This is a genomic window from Pseudomonas sp. LB3P25 (assembly GCF_054897985.1).
Genome location: NZ_CM142711.1, coordinates 2,829,556 through 2,851,297, shown reverse-complemented (window position 1 = coordinate 2,851,297; position 21,742 = coordinate 2,829,556). Strand labels below are relative to the sequence as shown.

Below are 21,742 nucleotides of genomic sequence, written 5' to 3'. Positions count from 1 at the left end.
CGGGGATAAATCCCCTCACCACAGCCTCGCGGGCTCGGCAGCTGCAAAGAGTGTCGCGGCTGACTGGCATTAGCCTCAACGCCGCTCTTTCGGAGGGCAGAACGTTGTGCCATTTGACAACGATGGGCATGTGGGCCCTCCCGGTGCGTCGCGCTATCGGTCTACTACACTCTGACAGCGATCAAGCGATAGCCGTCTTCAGGCCAGAGCCGTCAATGCCGCCCACTAAAGTTAGCCGAATGCCACGAATCCTGGTGTCAATCGTCGTTATCGTCGCCGTTGTGTATCTGGCGCTGTGTGCTGCGTTGTTTGTGTTCCAGCGCGCCCTCATCTACTTCCCGCAACCCCGCGCTGTCGGCACCTCGGCAACGCTGCTCACGCTGTCCGTCGCCGACGCGCAGGTGCTGGTCTCCGTCAGGCCGCACGAGGGGCCGAATGCGTTGATCTATTTCGGTGGTAATGCCGAGGACGTCTCTCGGAGCCTGCCTTCGTTTTCCGAAGCCTTTGCCGATCACGCCCTCTACTTGCTTCACTACAGAGGCTACGGTGGCAGTTCCGGATCGCCCTCCGAGGAGATGATTTCGCGCGACGCCATGGACTTGTTTGACCTGGTCTACGCCACCCATCCACACATTACGGTGGTCGGTCGCAGCCTGGGCTCGGGCGTTGCCGTGCGCCTCGCCAGCCAACGCCCGGCGGCGCGTCTGGTGCTGATCACGCCCTACAACAGTGTTTTAGAACTCGCCGCCCGGCAGTTCCCCATCTTCCCGGTGAAGTGGTTGCTCAAGGACACCTTTGAATCCTGGAAGTACGCCGCCCACATCACGGTGCCGACGCTCTTGATCGCGGCTGAGCACGACGAAGTGATACCGCGTTCCAGCACCGAGCGGCTCTTCACGCATTTCGCCAACGGGGTGGCGTCGCTGAAGGTCATACCGGGTACGGGGCACAACTCAATTTCCGAGAGTCCCGAGTACCTGAAGGTGTTGGGCGATGGTTTGTAAGGTGACAGCGCCCGCCGCGCCGATACCGGTCCAGACCGCGTAGGCCCCGTCCCCACGGGCAGCGTTCGACCAGCACCGCAGCGGCACTGCGCGCGAAGACCAATGCTTCTGCGAAGTGCGCGCCTTGCGACTTAGCGCAGGGATCGGAACGCCGTGCGAAGCTCCTCGGTAAAAAGCTGCGGCTGTTCCCAAGCCGCGAAATGCCCGCCCTTTTCGGCCTGGTGGAAGTAGATCAGGTTGCTATAGGCGCGCCGGGCCCAAGACTCCGGCGGGCAATAGACATCTTCTGGAAACACAGTGACGGCCACCGGCAGCGAAATCTCGGTGGTCTTCTGTGCGGCCGAAGAAAGAGGGCTTCGCCCCATGTTCTCCCAATAGAGCCTTGCTGCCGAGGCGGCGCTATTCGTCAGCCAGTAGAGCGTGATGTCGTCCAACACTTCGTCCTTCGTCGGCGACTGTTGGGGGTCGGCGCCGTATGTCCACCGGGCAAAGCCTGGATGCACGAGCATGAGCGCGGCGAGGAAGGCCGGTGAATCCGTCGCGCCGTAACCGATCATCTGCGGCCGCGCGGCCAACATCGTGCTGTACGCCAGGTTTCCCTGTTTGACGAGCGTGGCGACGGCGTCGTAGGTCGCGCGCTCTTCCTCGGAAAACCCTGCTGGCGCCGGTCCGCCGACAGCGAGCGCCGCGCTCGCTTCCGCCGGTATCGTGGCTGGCAGGTTAAGGTGGATACCGCGCAACCCGGCCGGCGCCTGGCGCGCCATCGCGCTGGTAATGGGGGCGCCCCAGTCACCACCCTGGGCGACGTAGTGCGTGTATTCGAGGCGCTGCATCAGCTGTGCCCAGGCCCGCGCGATGTGGTCCGGATCCCAACCGATACCACTCGGTTTGCCGGAGAAGCCGTAGCCAGGAATGGACGGAATCACCACATCGAAGGCATCTGCCGCATTGCCCCCGTGCGCGGTCGGATCGGTGAGCGGACCGACGACCTTGATGAACTCGAACACGGAGCCTGGCCAACCGTGGGTCATAATCACCGGCAAAGCGTTCGGGTGGGGGGAGCGCACCCAGATAAAGTGGATCTCGACCCCGTCGATGGTGGTCACGTACTGCGCCAGGGCATTGAGCTGCGCCTCGGCCTTGCGCCAGTCGTAGCTCGTGCCCCAGTAGCGAACCAGTTCCTGCAGCTGTGCCCGTTGTGCGCCCTGTGATCGATCGGAAACCGTCTCTTTGTCCGGCCAGCGTGTCGCCGCGATACGGTTGCTCAGATCGGCAAGTTCCTTGTCCGCAACATTGACGTGGAAGGGTTGAATAGCCCGGGTATCGGGAGCGGCGCTGGCGAGGGCCGAGACGCAAAGCGCGAGGGTTGCTATAGCGACCGCGAATGTGTGCTTCATCTTCATTGCCTCAGCTGAGGGCTACGATGAGTGACGAATTTTCGCTTATCGGTCACCGTGCAAAATTGCAGGAAGACGTCCTTGCCAACCGGTGAGAGCAGGCGATGACCATGTGAGCCCTATCGCAAGGGCGAAACGTAAGCTTCACCCTTGCGATAATTTGCCAATGTGCGTGACAGGTCCGGCTCAGACCAGGTTGATCTCGACGTTGATGTTGCCCCGCGTGGCTTTGGAATACGGACACAGCTTGTGCCCTTCATCGACCAGCGCCCGGGCCGTTTCGCGGTCCATTCCCGGCAGGCTGATGTTGAGGCGAGCCTGCAGGAGGTAACCGCCTGAGTTGGTGCCCAGGTCAACTTCGGCGTCAATGGCCAGGTCAGGCGGGAGCGTGACCTTCATTTTCCCGGCAGCGACCTGCATCGCACCGATGAAGCAGGCTGACCAACCCGTGGCGAACAACTGCTCCGGATTGGTCCCGTCGCCCTTGGTGCCAGGGGACGAAAGCTTGACTTCGAGTCGTCCATCATCACTGCGTGATGCGCCGTCCCGCCCACCCGTGGTGTGGACTTTGGCGGTATAAAGTACTTTTTCCATCTGGGTCATGATGATCTCCTGATTGAAAATGCTGGATTAAAAAGATTGCCCTTCGTGAGCGTATTGACCAGTCCTTCTTGCTTGATAGATTCGCCACTCGTCAGGGCCCTTGCGTGATCTGCAGCGGACTGGACCTTTCAATATAGATGGCGGTGGGCGACTTCGGGCTATGAATAAGCACCAATAACCCACTTAACTTTTTCAAGCGCCTCGCGAAGTGCGTCCATCTCTGCCGACCCCAGCGCCAAGCGAATCGCATGCGGTACATGAGCAGAAGTAGCAAAAGGCTCAGCGGTTGAAACCGCCACTTTTTCACGCAGCAGCGCCGCGGCGATCTGGTCAGCCCTCGCATCTTCAGACAAAGGCAGCCAAAGAAAATAGGACGACGGGTGGCGAATACAGGGAAGGCCCGCCAGCACTTCTGCGGCCATGGTCTGCCTGGCCTGCGCATCCTGGCGTTTTTCAGCTTCCAGTTGCATGACGGTGCCATCGTCGAGCCACGTGCTCGCGATCGCCGTCAGCACGCCCGGAGTATTCCAGGTGGTCGCCCTGATCGTTCGCTCCAGCGCGGGCACTTTTTCGGCCGGGGCTGCGACGAAACCTACGCGCAGTCCGGTGGCCACACTCTTGGAAAGCCCTGAAACATACACGGTCCGCTCGGGCGCGAGTTGCGCCAATGGCGCAGGCGGGTCCTCAGCAAGGAAGGCATACGCGGCGTCTTCGATGATGAGCAAGTCATGCCTGCGCGCAATCGTCACCAGCGACCCGCGCTGATCGGCACTCATCACCCACCCCAGCGGATTGTGCAGCGTCGGCATCGAGTACACCGCCCGCACGCGGCGACTCCGGCACAGACGGTCCAGCGCCTCCAGATCAGGTCCCTGTTCGGTCACGGGAATGGGCACGATTTCAAGGTGCAAGGCTTCGGCCAGCACGATGAATCCTGAATAGGTCAGCGCATCCGCCGCAATCACATCACCGGGTTGCAGCAGCGCCATCATCGTCACGGCCAGCCCATGCTGAGCACCACTGACCATTAACACTTGCTCGGCCTCCACCGTCAGCCCTCGGGCGAGTAAATGGCGCGCCACGGAAGCGCGCTCATGCAGACGCCCGGCGTGTGGCTGGTAGCGCAACAGAGACTCCAGATCACCGCCCGAGGCGAGCTGGCGCAGCGCATTGCGCAAGAGTTCTGCCTGCCCTGGCAGCGAGGGATAGTTGAAGTTGAGGTCAGTCATTCCCACTGCAATGTTTTTCTGGTCGATACCCAAACCAGGCGGCAACGACGTCTCCCGCACGAACGTGCCTCGCCCCGTTTCCCCACTGACCAGACCCATGGCTTCAAGCTCTGCATAGACCCGACTGGCGGTTACCAGCGCCAGCCCTTCTGTCGCCGCCAGTTGACGGTGCGTCGGCAAGCGCGTGCCCGGCAACAATCGGCCTGACCGGATGTCAGCCGCAAAAGCATCCACTAATGACTTGTACCGTGAGCGAGGCATGTCGAGATGTATCCATGACAATTTTTTGATTGTAGTGATCGTCGATCATACGATGGAACTCTGCAAATTGAGAGTGCCCTCACATGGAACAGACATCGACCCTGCAACACCCAACGACGGAAAAAACCGCGAGCGGCTGGCTCAACGGGATCATCGGCGTGCTGATTTTCAGCGGCTCGTTGCCAGCCACACGGTTGGCCGTGCTGGAATTCGACCCGGTGTTCCTGACCGTTGCCCGAGCGGCGATTGCCGGGCTTCTGGCGCTTTGCATGCTGGTGCTGTTTAAAGAAAAACGTCCCGTCAAGCGTCAGCTTCTGCCTTTGGCGATCGTGGCAATGGGCGTTGTAGTAGGGTTTCCGTTGCTGACGGCGCTGGCGCTTCAGTACGTGACGTCGGCGCATTCCATCGTCTTCGTTGGCCTGTTGCCGCTCGCCACAGCGGTGTTCGGCGTACTGCGCGGCGGGGAGCGCCCCCGGCCAGTGTTCTGGTTCTTCTCGGTGCTGGGCAGCGCGTTGGTCGTGGGATTTGCCGTCTCGCAAGGCCTGACCGCTTCGCCGACCGGCGACATTCTCATGCTGCTGGCCATCCTCGCCTGCGGGCTGGGTTATGCAGAAGGCGCAAAGCTTTCAAGAACACTGGGAGGCTGGCAGGTGATCTCTTGGGCATTGCTGCTGTCGCTGCCCGTCATGGTCCCGCTGACCTGCTTTCTGGCCCCGGCTTCGTTCTCGGGAATTACCCCATCCGCGTGGTTCAGCCTGGCTTACGTATCGCTCTTCAGCATGCTGATCGGTTTCGTATTCTGGTACCGCGGCCTGGCCCAAGGGGGGATTGCCGCCGTCGGCCAGCTTCAGCTGCTGCAGCCGTTTTTTGGTTTGGCGCTGGCGGCCACGCTGCTTCACGAGCACGTCAGCATTGGCATGCTGGGGGTTACCGTCGCGGTGATCCTTTGCGTTGCCGGGGCGCGAAAGTTTTCGAAGTAAGCGGGCGCGACAAGCGTTGCTGCCAGTTACCGGCATTGGCGCGCTGACAGGCTTCTTCAGAATCGAACTGCACATGGGCCGATACCGGGCTGACGAGAACGTCCGCTTCGCTTAACGCAATGGCGGTCAACTCGAGCATGCGTTCGCCTTGCCCGCTGGCCAGCGCCTGATCCTTATTGGCCTGCGTATCGAAGACCCAGATAACCCTCAGACTGGAGGGGAACAGGTCGTAGTCGACCTCGTGGGTCAGCCAGCAGAACCCGACGATTTCCACTTTGGCCGTCTCACACGCCTCGGTCAGGGTGGCCACCAGGCGTCGCTCGATGTGCGCCTGATCGCGCTTGCTTAACGGCATGGGTGAATCCTTGTGACGGGTAAAAAGAAACCATCATACGATACCTCCCTGTCCTCTTTGGCGGACGCACTGATCCCACCGCAAATATGTCCCTTGCGCCCGTGAACCTTGTGTTGAAGCGCCAGTCATAGCCGAGCCGTGAATTCCACTTGCCCGCTCAGAGCTATTCATCCATGCGCCAAACCCTCCTGTCCGTTCGCGTTGCCTCGCTCTGTTTCATTCCTCTGTTTTCCCTGTTCGCCAACCCCGCCCACGCCGGTGCCGAAAGGCAGTTGGTGGAAGCCATCAACGACTACCGCGCTCACCCCGATCGCTGCTCGGGGCGCGCGGGTCGAGCGTTATCGCCGCTGGCGTTGAAGTCGAACCTGGCCTTGCCGATCGGCTATGGCGGCGGATTGCGCGATCGATTGAAAGCGTCCGGCTATCAGGCGGTGAGCGTGCGCACTATTCGTGTGGTCGGTGCGCAGGATGCCGATGAGGCCTTCGACATGCTCCAGAGCGATTACTGCGGGGCGTTGCTCGATACCCAATATGCCGACATTGGCGTCAGCCGTGCCCGGAGTGAGTGGCAGGTGGTGCTGGCGCAGCCCGTGATGGACAGTCGTGTGGGTGATTCGCGAGCCGCCAGCAAAGCGTTGCTGGCACAGGTCAATGCGGCACGCTCAAAGCCGCGCCTCTGCGGTCGTCAGCGCTTCGCCGCCGCACGGCCATTGGCCTGGAACGCAGCCCTGGGCGCAGCGGCGCAAGGGCATAGCAAAGCGATGGCCTACGGCAACTACTTCGCACACCAGGACCCCGACGGTGACATGCCCGCGGACCGGGCCAGAGCCGCTGGTTTCCGTGGCCGGCAGATCGGCGAGAACATCGCTGCCGGCCAGGGCTCACCGAGCAAGGCCATGTCAGGCTGGCTGGCCAGCCCGGGGCATTGCGCCAACCTGATGAACCCGATGTTTACCCAGGTGGGTGCGGCCTATGCGGCCGAAGCGCGCAGTGATGAAGGGGTTTATTGGACGATGTTGTTTGGGGCGCCTTGAGTGATTGAGCGGCGCCTTATTTAGGGCGCCGCACCGCCCTCACCTTTCCACTGCCACCGCCGCCGCAGAAAAACTGCTCGCCGCCGTCCGATTCGAGCCCCGACACCCCGACGCCGGCCGGCAGCTTCACGCTCTCCAGCACCTCGCCGGTTGTCGAGTCGATATGACGTAACTCACTCTCGTCTTCTTCCCAAGTGCCATGCCACAACTGACCCTCGACCCAGGTGACCCCGGTGACGAAGCGGTTGGATTCAAGGGTGCGCAGAATCGCGCCGGTCTCGGGATCGATCTGATGAATCTTGCGATCCCGATACTCACCGACCCACAGCGTCCCTTCCGCCCACGTCAGCCCTGAGTCACTGCCGCCAGGCGCCGGAATAGTCGCGAGTACACGGCCGGTCTGCGGGTCAATTTTCTGGATGCGATCCTCGGCGATCTGGAACAGGTGCTGGCCGTCGAAGGCGGTTCCGGCATGGGCGGCGACATCGATTGAACGCAGTGTCTTGCCACTCGCAGGGTCCATTGCGTTGAGTTTGTCGCCGGTGGCAAACCAGACGTGCTGGCCGTCCCAGGTGACGCCATGCACCTTGTCGACACCGGCAAAGGGTCCATATTCACGAAGGATTTGGGCTGCTGACTGTTTCATGTTGGCATTCCTCGTTACGGGTGGGTGGCGTTCATCCTAGTCACCCGGCAACGGAACCGGGAGTAACAAGGTCGTCGCGAAACCCGGCACCGGCGGGGTCATCCAGCGACGTGCCCGACCGCGACCGAACGACTGCACCTTGCCCGCGCGGGCCAGTTCGTCGAGCGCCCGTTGCACCGTCCGTTGACTGGCACCCAGGGCCAGTGCCAGGGCCGAGCTCGACCACGACTCACCGTCGACGAGGAAAGCGAACACCCCCGCGTGCTTTTCTTCGACGTGTTGCGCCAGCACCACAACGTCGGAGGAAACCAGCGGCACCAGTGCAAACCCGCGTTGGGTTGCAATCACACCAGCCAAGGGTTTAAGCGCCGCGCGCAGCCGCCCGACTTCGACTCGCAACCGTGCGCGAAGGGACTCATCGGCGAGCTTCAAACGAAAGGCCCGGGCAATCAGCGTTTCCCTCGACACGTCGGCGGGCCAGGCCTCGGCCAGCGCTCGTGCGAGGGCAAACAAAACCGGGCGTGTCGCGAGGGAGACTGACATGCCGGCGCCACGCACGACGTAGCGACAGGCGTCCATAACCAGCGACGTGGACGCAAGCAACCCTTCAACCTCATCCAGCAACAGAGGCCGTTCTTCGCCATGGGCAATCAAACGCGCGACGGGCGTGTTCAGGACAAGGGCAGCATTTTCCACCTCGGCCGTCAGCGCAGGGATATCGGCGTCGCGCGCGGCGTGCTCGGCCCTCGTGAGTGCAGACCGCGCCTTGTTCGTCTCGAGTCGTCGCATCGCGATCCCCGCCACGACCAGTTCGTGGGCGGCGCGCAATGCCGGCGGTAAAGGCGCAGGGTCAAGCTCGGCGAGCAGCACGTCGGCCTCTTCGAGATGCCCAATCAGCAGCAAACGCCGAATCTGCAAATACCGCGCATGAGCGGCGTTCACTCTATCGCCGTGCGCCTCAAGCGTCACCCGCGCCGACTCGAGTGCCTTCACCGGCCAGCCCAACTCCCGGGAGGCCAGCGCGATCTCGGCCTCGGCAACCACACATCGCGCCCGAGCCAAGGCCTCCTTCAGACCGAAGGCCCGCGCCGCCCTCTGCACCAGCGCCTTGGCTCGTACCAGATCGCCGAGTTGCGCCATCGCAATACCGCGCAACGCCAGCGCCGGCGCATCGTCGCGCAACGCGACCCGGTTCAGCGCGCCGAGCGGATCACCCGCAGCCAGTGCCTGCGCTGCGGCCGTGATCAGCGAGTCCATCGCAATCCCGCCACATTTGTCACTCCCACCGTTGGATGTTCGCTGTTGAGTCTATCTCACGATGACCCATCACGAAGGCTCCCCTTGTAGCAGCTGGCGAAGCCTGCGTCCGGCTGCGCAGCAGTCGTAAAATCGGAACTCGCAGTGTTCCAAGAAGACCTTGCAAGCCGGGTTTACGACTGCTGCGCAGCCGGACGCAGGCTTCGCCAGCTGCTATGTATGGACTCGCCCCCACGTTCAACCCGCTTTTAAACACTGCTACCCGGTTGCATCTATGTATGAGGCCTGTTCGAGGAAGCCTTCAACGGCTTCTGGCCAACATTGGGTAAGCTCGCGGTATGCCGATTACAGTAAGGCCTCAAGGGCCAGTAGCAGCTTAGGCATCAATCCGCGACGGTCTGACCTGGGGTCAATGTTCTTAGCATGGGTTGGAGCGGCTTAACGCCCCGGTGGCAGAACTCTGTTATCAGTGACTCATCGCAGCCTCCTGGCCAGTGCCCGGCTGGCGACGATAAGTCTGGTCGTTTTGCAATAGCACCCAGAGGATGCGCAGGTTGCGGTTGGCCAAGCGCACCGCCGCCTCCTTGCGACCCAGGCGGGATATCCAACGCTGGAGACGTTGGTCGTCCGGCTGCTGTGAATCGGGTCGTAGCTGTCTTAAAACGGCATGGGCACCCTGGATCGTCAGACTGCGCAAGTAAGCATCGCCATGCTTGCTCATCTTGCCCAACCGGACCTTCTCGCCGCTGCTGTGCTGGCTGGGCACCAACCCGAAGTAGGCGGCGAACAAGCGGGCGTTGGCGAAGCGTTCAGGCTCGGTCTGCTTGGCCAACAACGCCGTGGCGATGATCGGACCAACGCCGCGCACCGTCATCAGCCGCTTCGCCGTCTCGTCCGCCTTCGCGGCTGTTTCCAGCCGACCAGTCAGCACGTTGACGCGTTCGCCCAGTTGACTCCATTCGCCCAGCAGTTCGGCGATCAGTTCGCGCAGCAAATCGGGCAACGGTTGGGTGGTATCTTCCAGTACCCGAGGCACGAGCTGGCTGATAGCTATTTCGCCCTGCGCCATGGCCACACCGTGTTCCAGCAGTAAACCGCGCATCTGATTGCCGACCGCAGTACGTCGCCGTACATATCCCTGCCGGGCCCTGTGCAGAGCCTGCATCGCCAGCGCCGCCGCACTCTTGAGCGGTACAGATGAGATCTTGCAATCGCGGCCTGCGCGCAAGATAGCCAATGCATCGTTGCGATCATTTTTCGGGCCGCTGCGATGATTGGCAACCAACTGGGCCGGCAGGATGCGCACTGGATTACCCTGCGTTTGCAGCAACCGCGCCCACGCCTGAGCGCCTGGCCCGGTTTCCACCAACACCGTCACGCTCACTGGTAGCTTATGAAGAAATACCTGAAAGGCCTCGCGTGACTTGATTCGATCCTCGAATATCACCTGACCGAGGGCATCCTCCCCGGCCACTTGAAAGACCCTTTTGGCAAGATCCACCGCAACTGTGGTGCATGCCGCCGCATCGGCTGACAAAGACTGGTTGATCGTCGTATGCTTTTTCATGGCCTCGCCCTCGCTGTCGTTGGCTTCTATAAGAATGCCACCGTGGCGCACAGACGCCTCGGCTTGGGCGAGTCCATTCAATTACAGATCGCGTTAAGGATTAGCGGACCAGAGGTTGTCGGGAATGCACACGACGCCGTCGAACAGCAGCCGCGCGGTGCGCATCAACCCGCAACCCGCCAGTTGCCCGTCCTGCAGGCGTAGCGGGCGTGACTCTAAAGCCGCAGGTGCCCGCCCCGCCTCTGGGAAATCCTTAAGCGGGTATCGGTTTTTCTTATCGGGTGATTTAAAACGGTTGCTCGGCCTGAGGAACGGCGCGCTTTTGCTTGCATAGCAAAACCACACACTCGCTGACGAAGGCCCCGGCCACTGCCAACGCCATGTCCTTCTGTGAATCCCAGGGATCGTTCTGCGCGCCGACGAAGGCACGCGAGGTGTCGTCGCCCAGGTAGGCGCCACCGATCCATTCCACCAGCTCATAAATGGCCGACGTCGACAGAATGATGTTCAACGCCATAAACACCAGCCAGAACCCCCGCAACGGTGTCAGCCGCACCAGCACTTCTCGAATCGGATACACCATCAACAGCCCGTAACTCAGATGGACCAGCCGATCAAAATGATTGCGATGCAGCCCCAGTGCTTTATCGAGGTTGACCCCGGTCAAGGCTGAACACCAATGGTCGTACGGCACCTTGGCATAGGTGTAGTGAGAACCCAGTTCGTGAATGCACAGGAAAACGAATACCAGACTGATGGAAACAGCAGACAGGCGAAACCGGCCAGAGACAGCCACCAGTGTGCCCACCAGAAACAGCACCAACAGGTTTTCCAGTGCCCAATCCACACGACTTTGGGGTGAATAACCCGACACCGCGACGATCAACCCCAACAGCATCAGCAGCGTCAGGTCGAATCGCAGGTGTGCCTTGGGCTGCATGGTTTGAGTTCCTCACATCGGAGAATGGCGCCTGAGTCCTTCTACATGGATCAACCGATCGCTAAACCGGTTCAGGCCCACCGACAAAAGGCAGCATCACCCCGTCATCGTCCAGCCGCCCACCCCGGCTGCCGTCCAAAGTCTTCGAACAGTTCAAAAATGGTCGATTTGACCTTTTGTACTGCGTTGCTTTCGACGACCGTGTCATGCCAGCACAACGAAAGATCACGGGTAAACAGGCGATGATCGATCATGGCCAACTTGAGCCTGTGTTGCTCAAGTTCAACATGGGCGGCTGCCCACGGCAGGATCGTCACGCCCAGCTTGGCCAGGACGGCTGAGAACAACAGGTCCGTGGAATTGGCCTCGAACTCGACCTCGCAATGCAGGCCAGCCTCTTGGAACGCCGACTCAACCCGGCTGCGAATCGTGTTCGGCGCACAGGGCAGCACCAGCGGCATCTTCGCCAACGCTTCAATCGACACTGGCCCATCCGGTAACGAAAACTCGGGCCACGCCACCAGGTACAGCGTTTCGGTGAACAGCCGCTGCATCGCCATGCCACGGGTTTCGACCGCATCGACATTCACCGCCAATGCCACCCGACCCACCGTGATCAGGCGCCCCAGGTCGGCGCTCGGCGCATCGATCAACTCCAGCTTGATGCCCGGATAGCGACTGCGAATCGTGCGTGCGAGCGGAATCGCCAGCATGCGTGCGGTACTCGACGGCATGCCGACCGACACTTTGCCTTGCGGGAATTCGGCGTCCTGACGCAGCAGTTCCTGGGTGCCGTCGGCCTGGCGCAGCAGCTCGACGGCATGCCGATACAGCGTCTGCCCGGCCGCGGTCGGCACGACACCATGCACGCTGCGCTCGAGCAATTGCATGCCCATGTCCAGTTCCAGATTGCGCATCTGCTGGCTGATCGCGGGCTGCGCGATGTGCAGCGCTTCGCTGGCGCGAGTGATGTTGCCGCACTCGACCACCTTGATGAAATATCGCAACTGGCGCAGGTCCATGCATCCCTCCAAAGCCATATAACTTTCCGATGGAAGCAGAGGAATATCATATTTGAAGCTTATGAGATACGACGCCTAGACTCGTCTCACAACAAACGAAGCGCCAACGGCCGCCACCGGCAAGCAGCGCTTCTATAGGCCTGATCAAGGTCAATGGGAGATCTTAATGTCTAGAGCATTAACAGCATCAGCAACGAGCGTGAAGCCCATCAAAACGCCCCTGACCCGCGAGCAGATTCGCGGCTTCTGGACGGTCTACGTGGGATGGGTTCTGGATGGTGTGGATTCGGTGATCTTCGCCCTGGTTCTGATTCCGGCCCTGACCGAGCTGCTGCCCGCCTCGGGCATAGAGCCCACCGCCACCAACATCGCCATGTATGGGTCGATCACGTTCGGGTTGTTTCTGATCGGCTGGGGGATGTCGTTCATCTGGGGGCCGCTCGCCGACCGCTTTGGCCGGGTGAAAATGCTCGCCGCTAGCATTCTGGTCTACTCACTGTTTACCGGCGCGGCGGCGTTCTCGGAGAACATCTGGCAGTTGGCCGCGTTCCGGCTGATCGCCGGGATTGGCGTCGGCGGCGAGTGGGCACTCGCCGGCACCTATGTCGCCGAGAGCTGGCCGGAAGACCGGCGCAAGATGGGCGCGGGTTATCTGCAAACCGGCTACTACTTTGGTTTCTTCATTGCTGCGCTGCTGAACTACACCGTCGGCGCCACCTATGGCTGGCGCGTGATGTTTCTCTGCGGCCTGTTTCCGGCGTTCATTGCGATCTATACCGCGCTGAAAGTGAAAGAGCCGGGCCAGGTGCGCAAGACTGCGCTCAACGTGAATACACCCTCGTTGAAGCCTGCAACCGGCGCGTCGTGGTGGGAAATCTTTGCACCGGCCTTTCGGCGCCGCACGCTGACCAGCTCTTTACTGGTCGGGGTCGCCATCGTCGGCTTGTGGGCCGGCTCGGTGTATGAAGCGACGGCCGTCGTCACGCTGGCCACCCAAGCGGGTATCGATCATGTCGGGGCGGTGCACCTCGCCTCCATCGGCGCGGCGGTGCTGTCGCTCAGCACGATTCTGGGTTGCCTCGTGGCGCCCTGGCTGGCCGAACGACTGGGTCGACGGGTGGCGCTGGGGATCTATTTCGCCGGCATGGCGCTGTCAATCGTCGTCGCGTTCGGCTGGGTGTTCTACATGGACGATGGCCTTCATCTGTTCATGGTGTCGCTGGTGTTCCTCGGTTTCTTCGGCGGCAACTTCGCGATTTTCTCCCTCTGGCTGCCCGAGCAGTATCCGACCCGGATCCGCGCCACAGCCTTCGCCTTCAATGCCTCGGTCGGCCGCTTCATCGGCGCCGGCGTCAACTTCGTGCTGGCCGCTGCGATCCACTGGTACGGCTCACTCGGCGCCCCCATCGCCTGGACCGCCGCAGCCTTCGTGATCGGCATTCTGATCCTGCCGTTTGCCGTCGAAACCCGTGATCAGACCTTGCCGCAATAACACGCACCTGACCACTCATTGGAGAACCCTATGCAAGCGTTGCAAGGCGTGAAGATTGTTGATTTGAGTCGCGCACTGTCGGGGCCGTTCTGCACCATGGTGCTGGCGGACCTCGGTGCGGATGTGATCAAGGTCGAGCCCGGCCCGACCGGCGACATGAGCCGTACCTGGGGGCCGTTCGACCGGGGCGTGAGCACTTACTACCTGTCGTGCAACCGCAACAAGCGCGGCCTGTGCATCGACTTCCGCAATCCCCAGGGATTGGCCACGATCCAGCGGTTGATCGATGACGCCGACGTCGTCATCGAGAACTTCAAACCCGGCACGCTGGAGAGTATGGGGCTCGGTTATGACGTACTCAGGGCCCGCAATCCGCGACTGATCATGGGCAGCATCAACGCCTTTGGCGCGGACGGGCCGATGAGCAGCTGGCCGGGTTTCGACCAGATTGCCCAGGGTTATTCGGGGCTGATGAGCCTGACCGGTTTCGTCGATGGCGACCCGACGCGTACCGGCACTGCCATCGGTGATTTGACCTCGGGCATGTGGCTGGTGACGGCGGTGCTGGCGGCGCTGCTGGAGCGCTCGACGACCGGGCAAGGCCAGCACGTCAGCACGTCGTTGCTGGCCAGCCTGGTCGGGCTGTTGAGTGTGCACGGTCAACGTTATCTCAGCCTGGGTGATGTGCCGCGTCGTACCGGCAATGCGCATTCAGTGATTGCACCTTATGGTGTGTTCCAGACACTGGACGGCCCGCTCAATCTGGCGCCGATCACCTCGGCCATGTGGGGGCGTTTGTGCGTGCTGCTCGATTTACCAGAGTTGCCGGATGACTCGCGCTTTGCCACCAACGAAGCACGAGTCGAACGGCGTGACGAGTTACGGGAGCTGTTGGAAAGCCGATTGAAAACCCGCAGCAAACTCGAATGGACCACGCTGTTCGTCGAGGCAGGATTACCCGCCGGTCCGATCAACACGCTCGACGAAGTGTTCGACGATCCGCAAGTGCTGCACAGCCAACTGACCGAGACACTCACGCACCCGACACTTGGTGCGTTGCGTCAGGTGGTGACACCGGTGTTCAGCGCCACCGACGGCGCCGCCAGCCGCCCGCCGCCGCTCCTGGGCGAACACACCGTCGAAGTCCTGTGCGAAGCCGGTTTCGATGCCGCATCGATCAACGCACTGCTCGCCGCCAAGGTCGTGTTCCAGGACACCGACGATTCGCCCGCACACTCAACAGGAACCGCCCAATGAACCCAACCTCCTCTGCCACCGTGACCGTCAACATCGTCGATGAACGCATCGCGCGGGTGGTGTTCAGCAACCCCACCCACCGCAACGCCCTCAGCGCGCAGTTGCTGGCATCCCTCGACGAAAGCCTTGCCGCCCTCGCCTCACAACGCATCCCCGTGGTGATACTCGGCAGCGAAGTGGGCCAACCGGTGTGGAGCGCCGGCCACGATATTCGCGAACTGCAACATGACCGTGACCCGATTGCCTACGGCAAACCCCTCGAACAGGTATTGCGCCGCATCCGCGCCTACCCCGGCGCGGTGATCGCGCTGATTTCCGGCTCGGTATGGGGCGGAGCGGTCGACCTGGCCATGAGCTGCGACCTGGTCGTTGCCGATCACAGCGCCAGCTTCGCGATGACCCCGGCCAACATCGGCCTGCCCTACACCACCAGTGGGTTGTTGCGCTTCTTCAACAATTTGCCGATTCATGTGTTGAAGGAAATGTTCTTCACCGCGCAGAAACTGAATGCCGAACGCGCTGAAAGATTTGGTTTGGTGAACAGGCTGGTCGACAGCAACGCGCTGGAATCGACCGCGCTCGACATGGCCCAAGGCATCGCCGCCAAAGCGCAGCTGGCCATTGCGGCGGTGAAGGAACAATTGCGAATTCTGGAAGACCTGCAGCCGATGCCCGTGCAGGCGATGGAGCAGATTGCGGAACTGCGGCGACAGGCCTGCGAAAGCGCCGACTTCACTGAAGGGCTGGCGGCCTTCACCGAGCGCAGGCCGGCGGTGTTCTGCGGTAAATAGGACAGCAGATCCGATCTGAAATTTTCACCGTTTGTGCTGCCGTCTTCGCGGGCAAACCACACTCCTACAGGAGCGCGGCTTGCCCGCGATGAGGCCCCAACGTTGCCGAGAAAAGCTCCCTGATGCCGGTAAAAGACTCTGCCTATCACGACCTAATACTCCCCCTATTAGCTGACTTCCCAACTGGGGTCTAACCTTATTCGAGCGCTGGCACCCTAGCCGGCCGGTCAAGAGCTGATAAGGAGATAGGAATGGGTCAGAAGCCTGACTAAACCTGCCGTGGGCCACCGTGCAGGCAACTCGATTGCCGCTGTTCAGAATTCCCGTGTGATCAAAACAATCAGTTGATCAAACTGCTGGCCCTGCAGCCTGTGTCATTGGTTTCGCTCGTTGCTATTTAACGCCCACGCTGGGCCGGATAGCCGGATGATTACGACCAAAGGTAGCTCACACATGGCAAACGAATCGAAATGCCCGTTCATTAGCGCCGCTGGCGGTGGCACGACAAACCGCGACTGGTGGCCGAACCAACTGAATCTGAAGATCCTCCATCAGCACTCGTCCTTGTCCGACCCCATGGACGAGGGTTTCAACTATGCCGAAGCATTCAAATCCCTGGACTTTGAAGCGGTCAAACGAGACCTGACTGCGTTGATGACCGATTCCCAGGACTGGTGGCCGGCGGACTTCGGTCACTACGGGCCACTCTTTATTCGCATGGCCTGGCACGCCGCCGGTACGTACCGCACCGGTGACGGTCGTGGTGGTGCTGGTTCCGGTCAGCAACGCTTCGCGCCGCTCAACAGTTGGCCGGACAACGTCAGCCTCGACAAGGCGCGCCGGCTGCTCTGGCCGATCAAGCAAAAGTACGGTCGTAAAATTTCCTGGGCGGATCTGATCGTCCTCACCGGCAACGTCGCGCTGGAGTCCATGGGCTTCAAGACCTTTGGTTTTTCCGGCGGCCGTGCGGACGTCTGGGAACCGGATGAAGACGTCTACTGGGGCTCCGAAAACAAATGGCTGGGCGGCGACACCCGCTACGGCAAAGACAAAGAACCCATGCAAGAGCCCGGCGAAGGCCCACTCGTTGCTGAGCCAGGGGAAAATGAGGAGAGCCGCACCGACCAAGGGCGCTACCTGGAGAACCCGCTCGCCGCCGTGCAAATGGGCCTGATCTACGTCAACCCGGAAGGCCCGGAAGGCAACCCCGACCCGGTCGCTGCCGGGAAGGACATCCGCGAAACCTTCGCGCGCATGGCGATGAATGATGAGGAAACCGTGGCGCTGATCGCCGGCGGCCACGCCTTCGGCAAGACCCACGGCGCCGGACCTGCCGACAACGTCGGTGCCGAGCCCGAAGCCGCGGGCCTCGAAGCCCAAGGCTTTGGCTGGAAGAACAGCTTCGGCACCGGCAAAGGCGCAGACACCATCACCAGCGGCCTGGAAGTGACCTGGACCACGACACCTACGAAATGGAGCAACAACTACCTGGAGAACCTGTTCGGCTTCGAGTGGGAGCTGAGCAAAAGTCCGGCCGGTGCGAACCAGTGGATACCGAAAAACAACGCCGGTGCCGGCATCATTCCGGATGCTCACGACCCGTCCAAACGTCGTAATCCGACCATGCTGACCACCGACCTGTCGCTGCGATTCGACCCGATCTATGAACCGATTTCGCGGCGCTTCCTGGCCAATCCAGACCAGTTGGCCGACGCGTTCGCCCGCGCCTGGTTCAAGCTGATCCACCGCGACATGGGGCCCATCTCCCGCTACCTCGGCCCGGAAATGCCGAGCGAAGAGCTGCTGTGGCAAGACCCGATTCCAGCGGTCGACCATGCTCTGGTCAACGACAGTGACGTCGCCGCGCTCAAGAACAAACTCCTCGCCTCGGGCCTGACCGTCTCGCAGCTTGTATCAACGGCTTGGGCGGCGGCTTCGACCTTCCGTGGCTCCGACAAACGCGGCGGCGCCAACGGTGGGCGTTTGCGTCTGGCCCCGCAGAAGTTCTGGCAGGCCAACCAGCCTGAGCAACTGGCGAACGTGCTGGCGAAACTCGAGGGTATCCAGAGCGAGTTCAACAACAGCGGCAAGAAGATCTCGCTGGCAGACCTGATCGTGCTGGCCGGTAACGCTGGCGTCGAACAGGCGGCGAAAAATGCCGGTCAAACCGTGACAGTGCCGTTCACACCAGGACGGATGGACGCCTCCCAAGAGCAGACGGACGTGGAGTCTTTCGGCTTCCTCGAACCCTTCGCCGATGGCTTCCGCAACTACCTCAAAGGCAGATACAGCGTAGCGGCCGAGCAGCTGTTGATCGACAAGGCGCAACTGCTGACCCTCACCGCGCCAGAAATGACCGCGCTCATTGGCGGCATGCGCGTGCTGAACACCAACGTAGGGCAAACCAAGCACGGTGTATTCACGAAGCAGCCGGAAGCGTTGACCAACGACTTCTTCAAGAACCTGCTGGATATGGGCGTGGAATGGAAACCGGTGTCGGAGGCTAACGAGGCGTTTGAAGGGCGCGATCGCAAAACCGGCGAAGTGAAGTGGACAGGCACCCGTGTCGACCTCGTCTTCGGCTCAAATGCGCAGCTGCGAGCGTTGGCGGAAGTCTATGCAACCGCTGATGCGCAGGAAAAGTTCGTGAAAGACTTCGTAGCCGCCTGGGCCAAAGTGATGGACCTGGATCGCTTCGACCTTAAGTAACGCGAGCGGTAGTGCTGAAACTGCAACGCCTCCCATTGTGGAGGCGTTGTGCTTTTTGTCACTTGACGCTTCACACCGTTAGATGGGAAAACGTGCGTGGCCCGGATGCAAGCGTTGGGTTCAACAAGAATCAAGGAAGACTCATCAACACCATGAAAACCCTACTGTGTTTGCTGATCGCCACCGGCATCGGCACCGCGTTGCAGTACGCTGGTATCCCCCATGGCCTGTTGCTGGGTTCGATATTCGCCACCGGTTTGATCGCCAGCAAATTGCGTTTTTCCCCCACGCTGCCCTTCAGCCTTGGCTACGTGCAAATCGTGTTGGGGATCGCGACCGGTCTGATGTTCACGTCGTGGAACAGCCAAACGGCGGCCGCCATGTTGCCCAGCCTCGGCTTCATGCTGCTGGGCCTGACGGTCCAGAGCGCCGTGGCCGGTGTGTGGCTGCTCAAGGTCTCGGGATGGAACCCGAAGGACTCCCTGTTAGCCGTGTATCCGGGCGCACTCGCCGCCGTGTTCGATTTACTCGAGTCCGAGCTCGCGTCCAGCAAAGTGATCGTCGTGCACCTGGTCCGACTGCTGTCGATCACCGTGCTGGTCAGCTTTTGCATTCCCGGACAGACCAACGTGGCACTTACCGAGAGCAGCCCGCTGCTTATGAGCACAGTGCTGACCCTACTGTCGCTGATTGCCTTGTGCATGTTGCTCGGCCGCTTGCTGTTGCGCGTCGGTGTGCCGGCACCGTTCATGCTCACCGCGATCGTCGTCACCGGCGTCTACATCAAGCTGGGCTATCTCCAGTCCTTCCACCTGCCGCCATGGAGTGTCGACACCGCCGTGGTCCTCCTCGGCGTGCTGATTGGCTCGAAATTCAAAGACATCGGCCTCGTAGAACTCATCCGCCACGGCCGGGCCGGGCTGATGTCCGTCGGCTTGATGTTACTGATCGCAGCGGCATTTGCCGGCGTGGCCGGGCGGGTTTTGGGCAGCGATCCTTTGTCGTTTTGGTTGGCGTACATGCCGGGCGCCGTCGAGACCATCGCCCTCGTCGCCTTCAGTGGCGGGCTGAACGTGGTGTTCATCCTGACCCATCATATTGTGCGGATGGTCGTGCTGCACTTTGCGCCGGCGATGGTCGTACAGGCGCGGCGTTGGCGGGAGGATGTTTGATCGCTGGAAGGACTAAACCGGAGAGATCGTGGCAAGGGCGCCAATCAAAATGGTTAACACCAGAAATCCACCCAGGAAAATCGCCATCTTGCCCATTGGGGCCTCCTACATTGAGAGTTTGCGGTGCAGTGGCTGACGTGACTGCGGACCGAGCTGTCATTGTGAGCCGGGGGCTGTGTGCATTACAGATGCAGATTGCGCAGGAAAATACGGATCAGAACACCGAATTGGGCCTAGATCGCCTTCAAACACCAATTCCGCCAGGATCTATTTATGCCGCTGAGTTTTCATAAGATGCACGCCAATGGCGACGACTTCGTTATTGTGGACTCGCGAAACGCGGCCAATCCAATGACAAGTACCCTGGCTCGGCGAATGGGTGATCGGAACCGAGGAGTCGGATTCAATCAACTCGCGGTGGTGCTCGATTGCGATGATGCAGCGGCGCGCTTGATCTTTTGGAATGCAGATGGCTCCACGCTGGATGCTTGTGGCAGCGCAACGCGGGGTGCCGCGGATATGCTGATGCGCGAATCAAATACCACTTCGATAGCGCTCCGAACCAACCGTGGTCTACTCACTTGCGAACGAACTTCAACCGGCGCAATTTCCGTCAACATGGGAAAGCCGCTTTTCGGCTGGTCGGATATTCCCCTGGCTCTGGAACTGGACACTGCTGTTTTGCCACTTGCTGATGGCCCAACAGCTTGCAGCATGGGAAATCCGCACTGCACCTATTTTGTGGATGATCTAACAGCCATTGATATAGCGACAATCGGCCCGACAATTGAAACCAACCCCCTATTTCCCCTCAGGACGAACGTGCATTTCGTCCAGATCATTAACCGAAAGCACATTCGTTTGCGCATTTGGGAGCGCGGGGGTGGTATTCCGCTCGGTTCAGGTTCCTGCTCTTGTGGCGCCGCTGTTAACGGAATTCGTCGTGGCTTGTTAGACAATTCCGTTGAGGTTGAATGTGATGGCGGAATCGTAACGGTTCAATGGGATGGCGTGGGACCTGTCTTTCTCATCGGACCGGTAGAGACAACTTTTTCGGGAACAATCACGGATAGCTTATTACGCGTTTTATAGCGGCTATATCGTGATAGACAGTAGAGTTAATTATTCCGACAAAGGAGTCGACATGCGGTCCTCCCCGTGGTTTGAGGGGTTGTGGGGCAATGCCGGCGAGCCAGTCGACCTCTCGCGGGCACATCGCTAATGAACAATCTCGGATTAATACAAGTTCTGGCGGCTCTTCACATCTAGCAGCAATCGGCTGCGGTCGTGACAGGCAAATAACGGCCAAAAGCCGCCGCTATAATTTGAATATTGAACCTTCCTGTTCCCTGCATATTTACGGAGTCAAATGATTCGGATGGCAACTTTTTGAAATCCTGCTTAGCTTGAACGTGATATCTCCAGGGAGGATTTGCATGTCCAGATTTTTCGCCACCTTACTCATGATCACTCTCGCTGCAAATACTTGTCTTGCCAGCGAAGGTGATGACCAAGCTAACTCGTTCGCCAAAATTTACTTTTCGCTTTGCATGAAGAATCTTCCAAATCTGGAAGCACTCCGAGAAAAGCTGAGGCCAATACCAAGCCTTCCTCCTGAAAAGGCAGCGCATTTCCTGGCGGGTAATCCTGGCGACGCTTGGCCTGTTCCAGACAAGCATGGAATGTTTGTGCTCGCGCTTCCTAGCGGCAAGAATTTTTGCGCCGTGCATGTCCGCAGGGCAAGTACTGAGACTGCTATAAAACTGTTCATTGGGTTGGTTGCAAATCCCCCTTCTCCGTTCACTGCAACACTAGTGAAAAACGAGCAAACGCAATCTCCCCCAAACGGGGAGATTCAAACTCTTTCCTACGAATGGTCAGTTCCAAGCGCGACACGGAAAATGATGTTTACTCTCACTACTGCCCCATCCGAATCCGCACAACTTCAAGTGCTTGGTTCGGCAGCAATCATCAGTGAATAGAATCAACCCCTGTGTTCAAGGGGTTGCGTAGCAGCGACAGGCAG

At 60.4% G+C, this 21,742-nt stretch carries 19 protein-coding genes; 10 read left to right on the top strand and 9 right to left on the bottom strand.

Annotated elements, in window-relative coordinates; genetic code table 11:
• Nucleotides 1–215 precede the first annotated feature (215 nt).
• The gene (locus tag ACYZTW_RS12895) at nt 216–1,004 is read left to right on the top strand and encodes an alpha/beta hydrolase (protein ID WP_462005177.1); all 789 of its coding nucleotides are present in this window, start codon (nt 216–218) and stop codon (nt 1,002–1,004) included.
• Between the two features lie 131 nt (nt 1,005–1,135).
• Here ACYZTW_RS12895 and ACYZTW_RS12890 read toward each other — a convergent pair whose 3' ends face one another.
• The 3 genes from ACYZTW_RS12890 to ACYZTW_RS12880 all read right to left on the bottom strand — a co-directional run bounded on the left by ACYZTW_RS12890 (nt 1,136) and on the right by ACYZTW_RS12880 (nt 4,494).
• Entirely contained in the window at nt 1,136–2,401 is a 1,266-nt protein-coding gene (locus ACYZTW_RS12890) for an epoxide hydrolase family protein (protein WP_462005176.1), read from the bottom strand.
• A 186-nt stretch (nt 2,402–2,587) separates the two neighbouring features.
• Entirely contained in the window at nt 2,588–3,004 is a 417-nt protein-coding gene (locus ACYZTW_RS12885; RefSeq protein ID WP_462005175.1) for an organic hydroperoxide resistance protein, read from the bottom strand.
• Nucleotides 3,005–3,162: 158 nt separating this feature from the next.
• Complete coding sequence (locus ACYZTW_RS12880; RefSeq protein ID WP_462005174.1) at nt 3,163–4,494, bottom strand: aminotransferase-like domain-containing protein; 1,332 nt, start codon at nt 4,492–4,494, stop codon at nt 3,163–3,165.
• Nucleotides 4,495–4,577: 83 nt separating this feature from the next.
• On the opposite strand from ACYZTW_RS12880, the gene ACYZTW_RS12875 reads away from it, so the two are divergent.
• The gene (locus ACYZTW_RS12875) at nt 4,578–5,474 is read left to right on the top strand and encodes a DMT family transporter (protein ID WP_462005173.1); all 897 of its coding nucleotides are present in this window, start codon (nt 4,578–4,580) and stop codon (nt 5,472–5,474) included.
• Here the strand turns inward: ACYZTW_RS12875 and ACYZTW_RS12870 are convergent.
• Entirely contained in the window at nt 5,422–5,829 is a 408-nt protein-coding gene (locus ACYZTW_RS12870; RefSeq protein ID WP_462005172.1) for a hypothetical protein, read from the bottom strand. The two genes, ACYZTW_RS12875 and ACYZTW_RS12870, sit on opposite strands and share 53 nt — an antisense overlap.
• Nucleotides 5,830–6,002: 173 nt before the next feature.
• On the opposite strand from ACYZTW_RS12870, the gene ACYZTW_RS12865 reads away from it, so the two are divergent.
• Entirely contained in the window at nt 6,003–6,863 is an 861-nt protein-coding gene (locus tag ACYZTW_RS12865) for a CAP domain-containing protein (protein WP_462005171.1), read from the top strand.
• Between the two features lie 16 nt (nt 6,864–6,879).
• On the opposite strand, the gene ACYZTW_RS12860 is transcribed toward ACYZTW_RS12865, so the two are convergent.
• The 5 genes from ACYZTW_RS12860 to ACYZTW_RS12840 form a co-directional block, all read right to left on the bottom strand.
• On the bottom strand, nt 6,880–7,509 hold the full coding sequence (locus ACYZTW_RS12860; protein WP_462005170.1) for a Vgb family protein: 630 nt from the start codon (nt 7,507–7,509) through the stop codon (nt 6,880–6,882).
• 36 nt (nt 7,510–7,545) lie between these two features.
• Nucleotides 7,546–8,766, bottom strand: coding sequence for a helix-turn-helix domain-containing protein (locus ACYZTW_RS12855; RefSeq protein WP_462005169.1), 1,221 nt, complete (start codon nt 8,764–8,766; stop codon nt 7,546–7,548).
• A gap of 466 nt (nt 8,767–9,232) precedes the next feature.
• Entirely contained in the window at nt 9,233–10,333 is a 1,101-nt protein-coding gene (locus ACYZTW_RS12850; protein ID WP_462005284.1) for an IS110 family RNA-guided transposase, read from the bottom strand.
• Between the two features lie 286 nt (nt 10,334–10,619).
• Nucleotides 10,620–11,273: a DUF2238 domain-containing protein gene (locus ACYZTW_RS12845; RefSeq protein ID WP_462005168.1), complete on the bottom strand. Its 654-nt coding sequence runs from the start codon at nt 11,271–11,273 to the stop codon at nt 10,620–10,622.
• A gap of 104 nt (nt 11,274–11,377) precedes the next feature.
• Complete coding sequence (locus ACYZTW_RS12840) at nt 11,378–12,295, bottom strand: LysR substrate-binding domain-containing protein (RefSeq protein WP_462005167.1); 918 nt, start codon at nt 12,293–12,295, stop codon at nt 11,378–11,380.
• Between the two features lie 166 nt (nt 12,296–12,461).
• Between ACYZTW_RS12840 and ACYZTW_RS12835 the strand changes: the two genes are divergently transcribed.
• The 7 genes from ACYZTW_RS12835 to ACYZTW_RS12805 all read left to right on the top strand — a co-directional run bounded on the left by ACYZTW_RS12835 (nt 12,462) and on the right by ACYZTW_RS12805 (nt 21,698).
• Nucleotides 12,462–13,787, top strand: coding sequence for an MFS transporter (locus ACYZTW_RS12835; RefSeq protein ID WP_462005166.1), 1,326 nt, complete (start codon nt 12,462–12,464; stop codon nt 13,785–13,787).
• A gap of 30 nt (nt 13,788–13,817) precedes the next feature.
• Nucleotides 13,818–15,044, top strand: a complete 1,227-nt coding sequence (locus ACYZTW_RS12830; protein WP_462005165.1) for a CaiB/BaiF CoA transferase family protein — start codon at nt 13,818–13,820, stop codon at nt 15,042–15,044.
• Entirely contained in the window at nt 15,041–15,835 is a 795-nt protein-coding gene (gene scpB, locus ACYZTW_RS12825) for a methylmalonyl-CoA decarboxylase (RefSeq protein ID WP_462005164.1), read from the top strand. Before ACYZTW_RS12830 ends, scpB begins: the two co-directional genes overlap by 4 nt.
• A 453-nt stretch (nt 15,836–16,288) precedes the next feature.
• Nucleotides 16,289–18,544 (top strand): catalase/peroxidase HPI, encoded by a 2,256-nt coding sequence (gene katG / locus ACYZTW_RS12820; protein ID WP_462005163.1) that lies wholly within the window; start codon nt 16,289–16,291, stop codon nt 18,542–18,544.
• Between the two features lie 152 nt (nt 18,545–18,696).
• Complete coding sequence (locus ACYZTW_RS12815; protein ID WP_462005162.1) at nt 18,697–19,716, top strand: AbrB family transcriptional regulator; 1,020 nt, start codon at nt 18,697–18,699, stop codon at nt 19,714–19,716.
• 273 nt (nt 19,717–19,989) lie between these two features.
• Nucleotides 19,990–20,808 (top strand): diaminopimelate epimerase, encoded by an 819-nt coding sequence (gene dapF, locus ACYZTW_RS12810; RefSeq protein WP_462005161.1) that lies wholly within the window; start codon nt 19,990–19,992, stop codon nt 20,806–20,808.
• 344 nt (nt 20,809–21,152) lie between these two features.
• On the top strand, nt 21,153–21,698 hold the full coding sequence (locus ACYZTW_RS12805) for an NMCC_0638 family (lipo)protein (RefSeq protein WP_462005160.1): 546 nt from the start codon (nt 21,153–21,155) through the stop codon (nt 21,696–21,698).
• Nucleotides 21,699–21,742 lie beyond the last annotated feature (44 nt).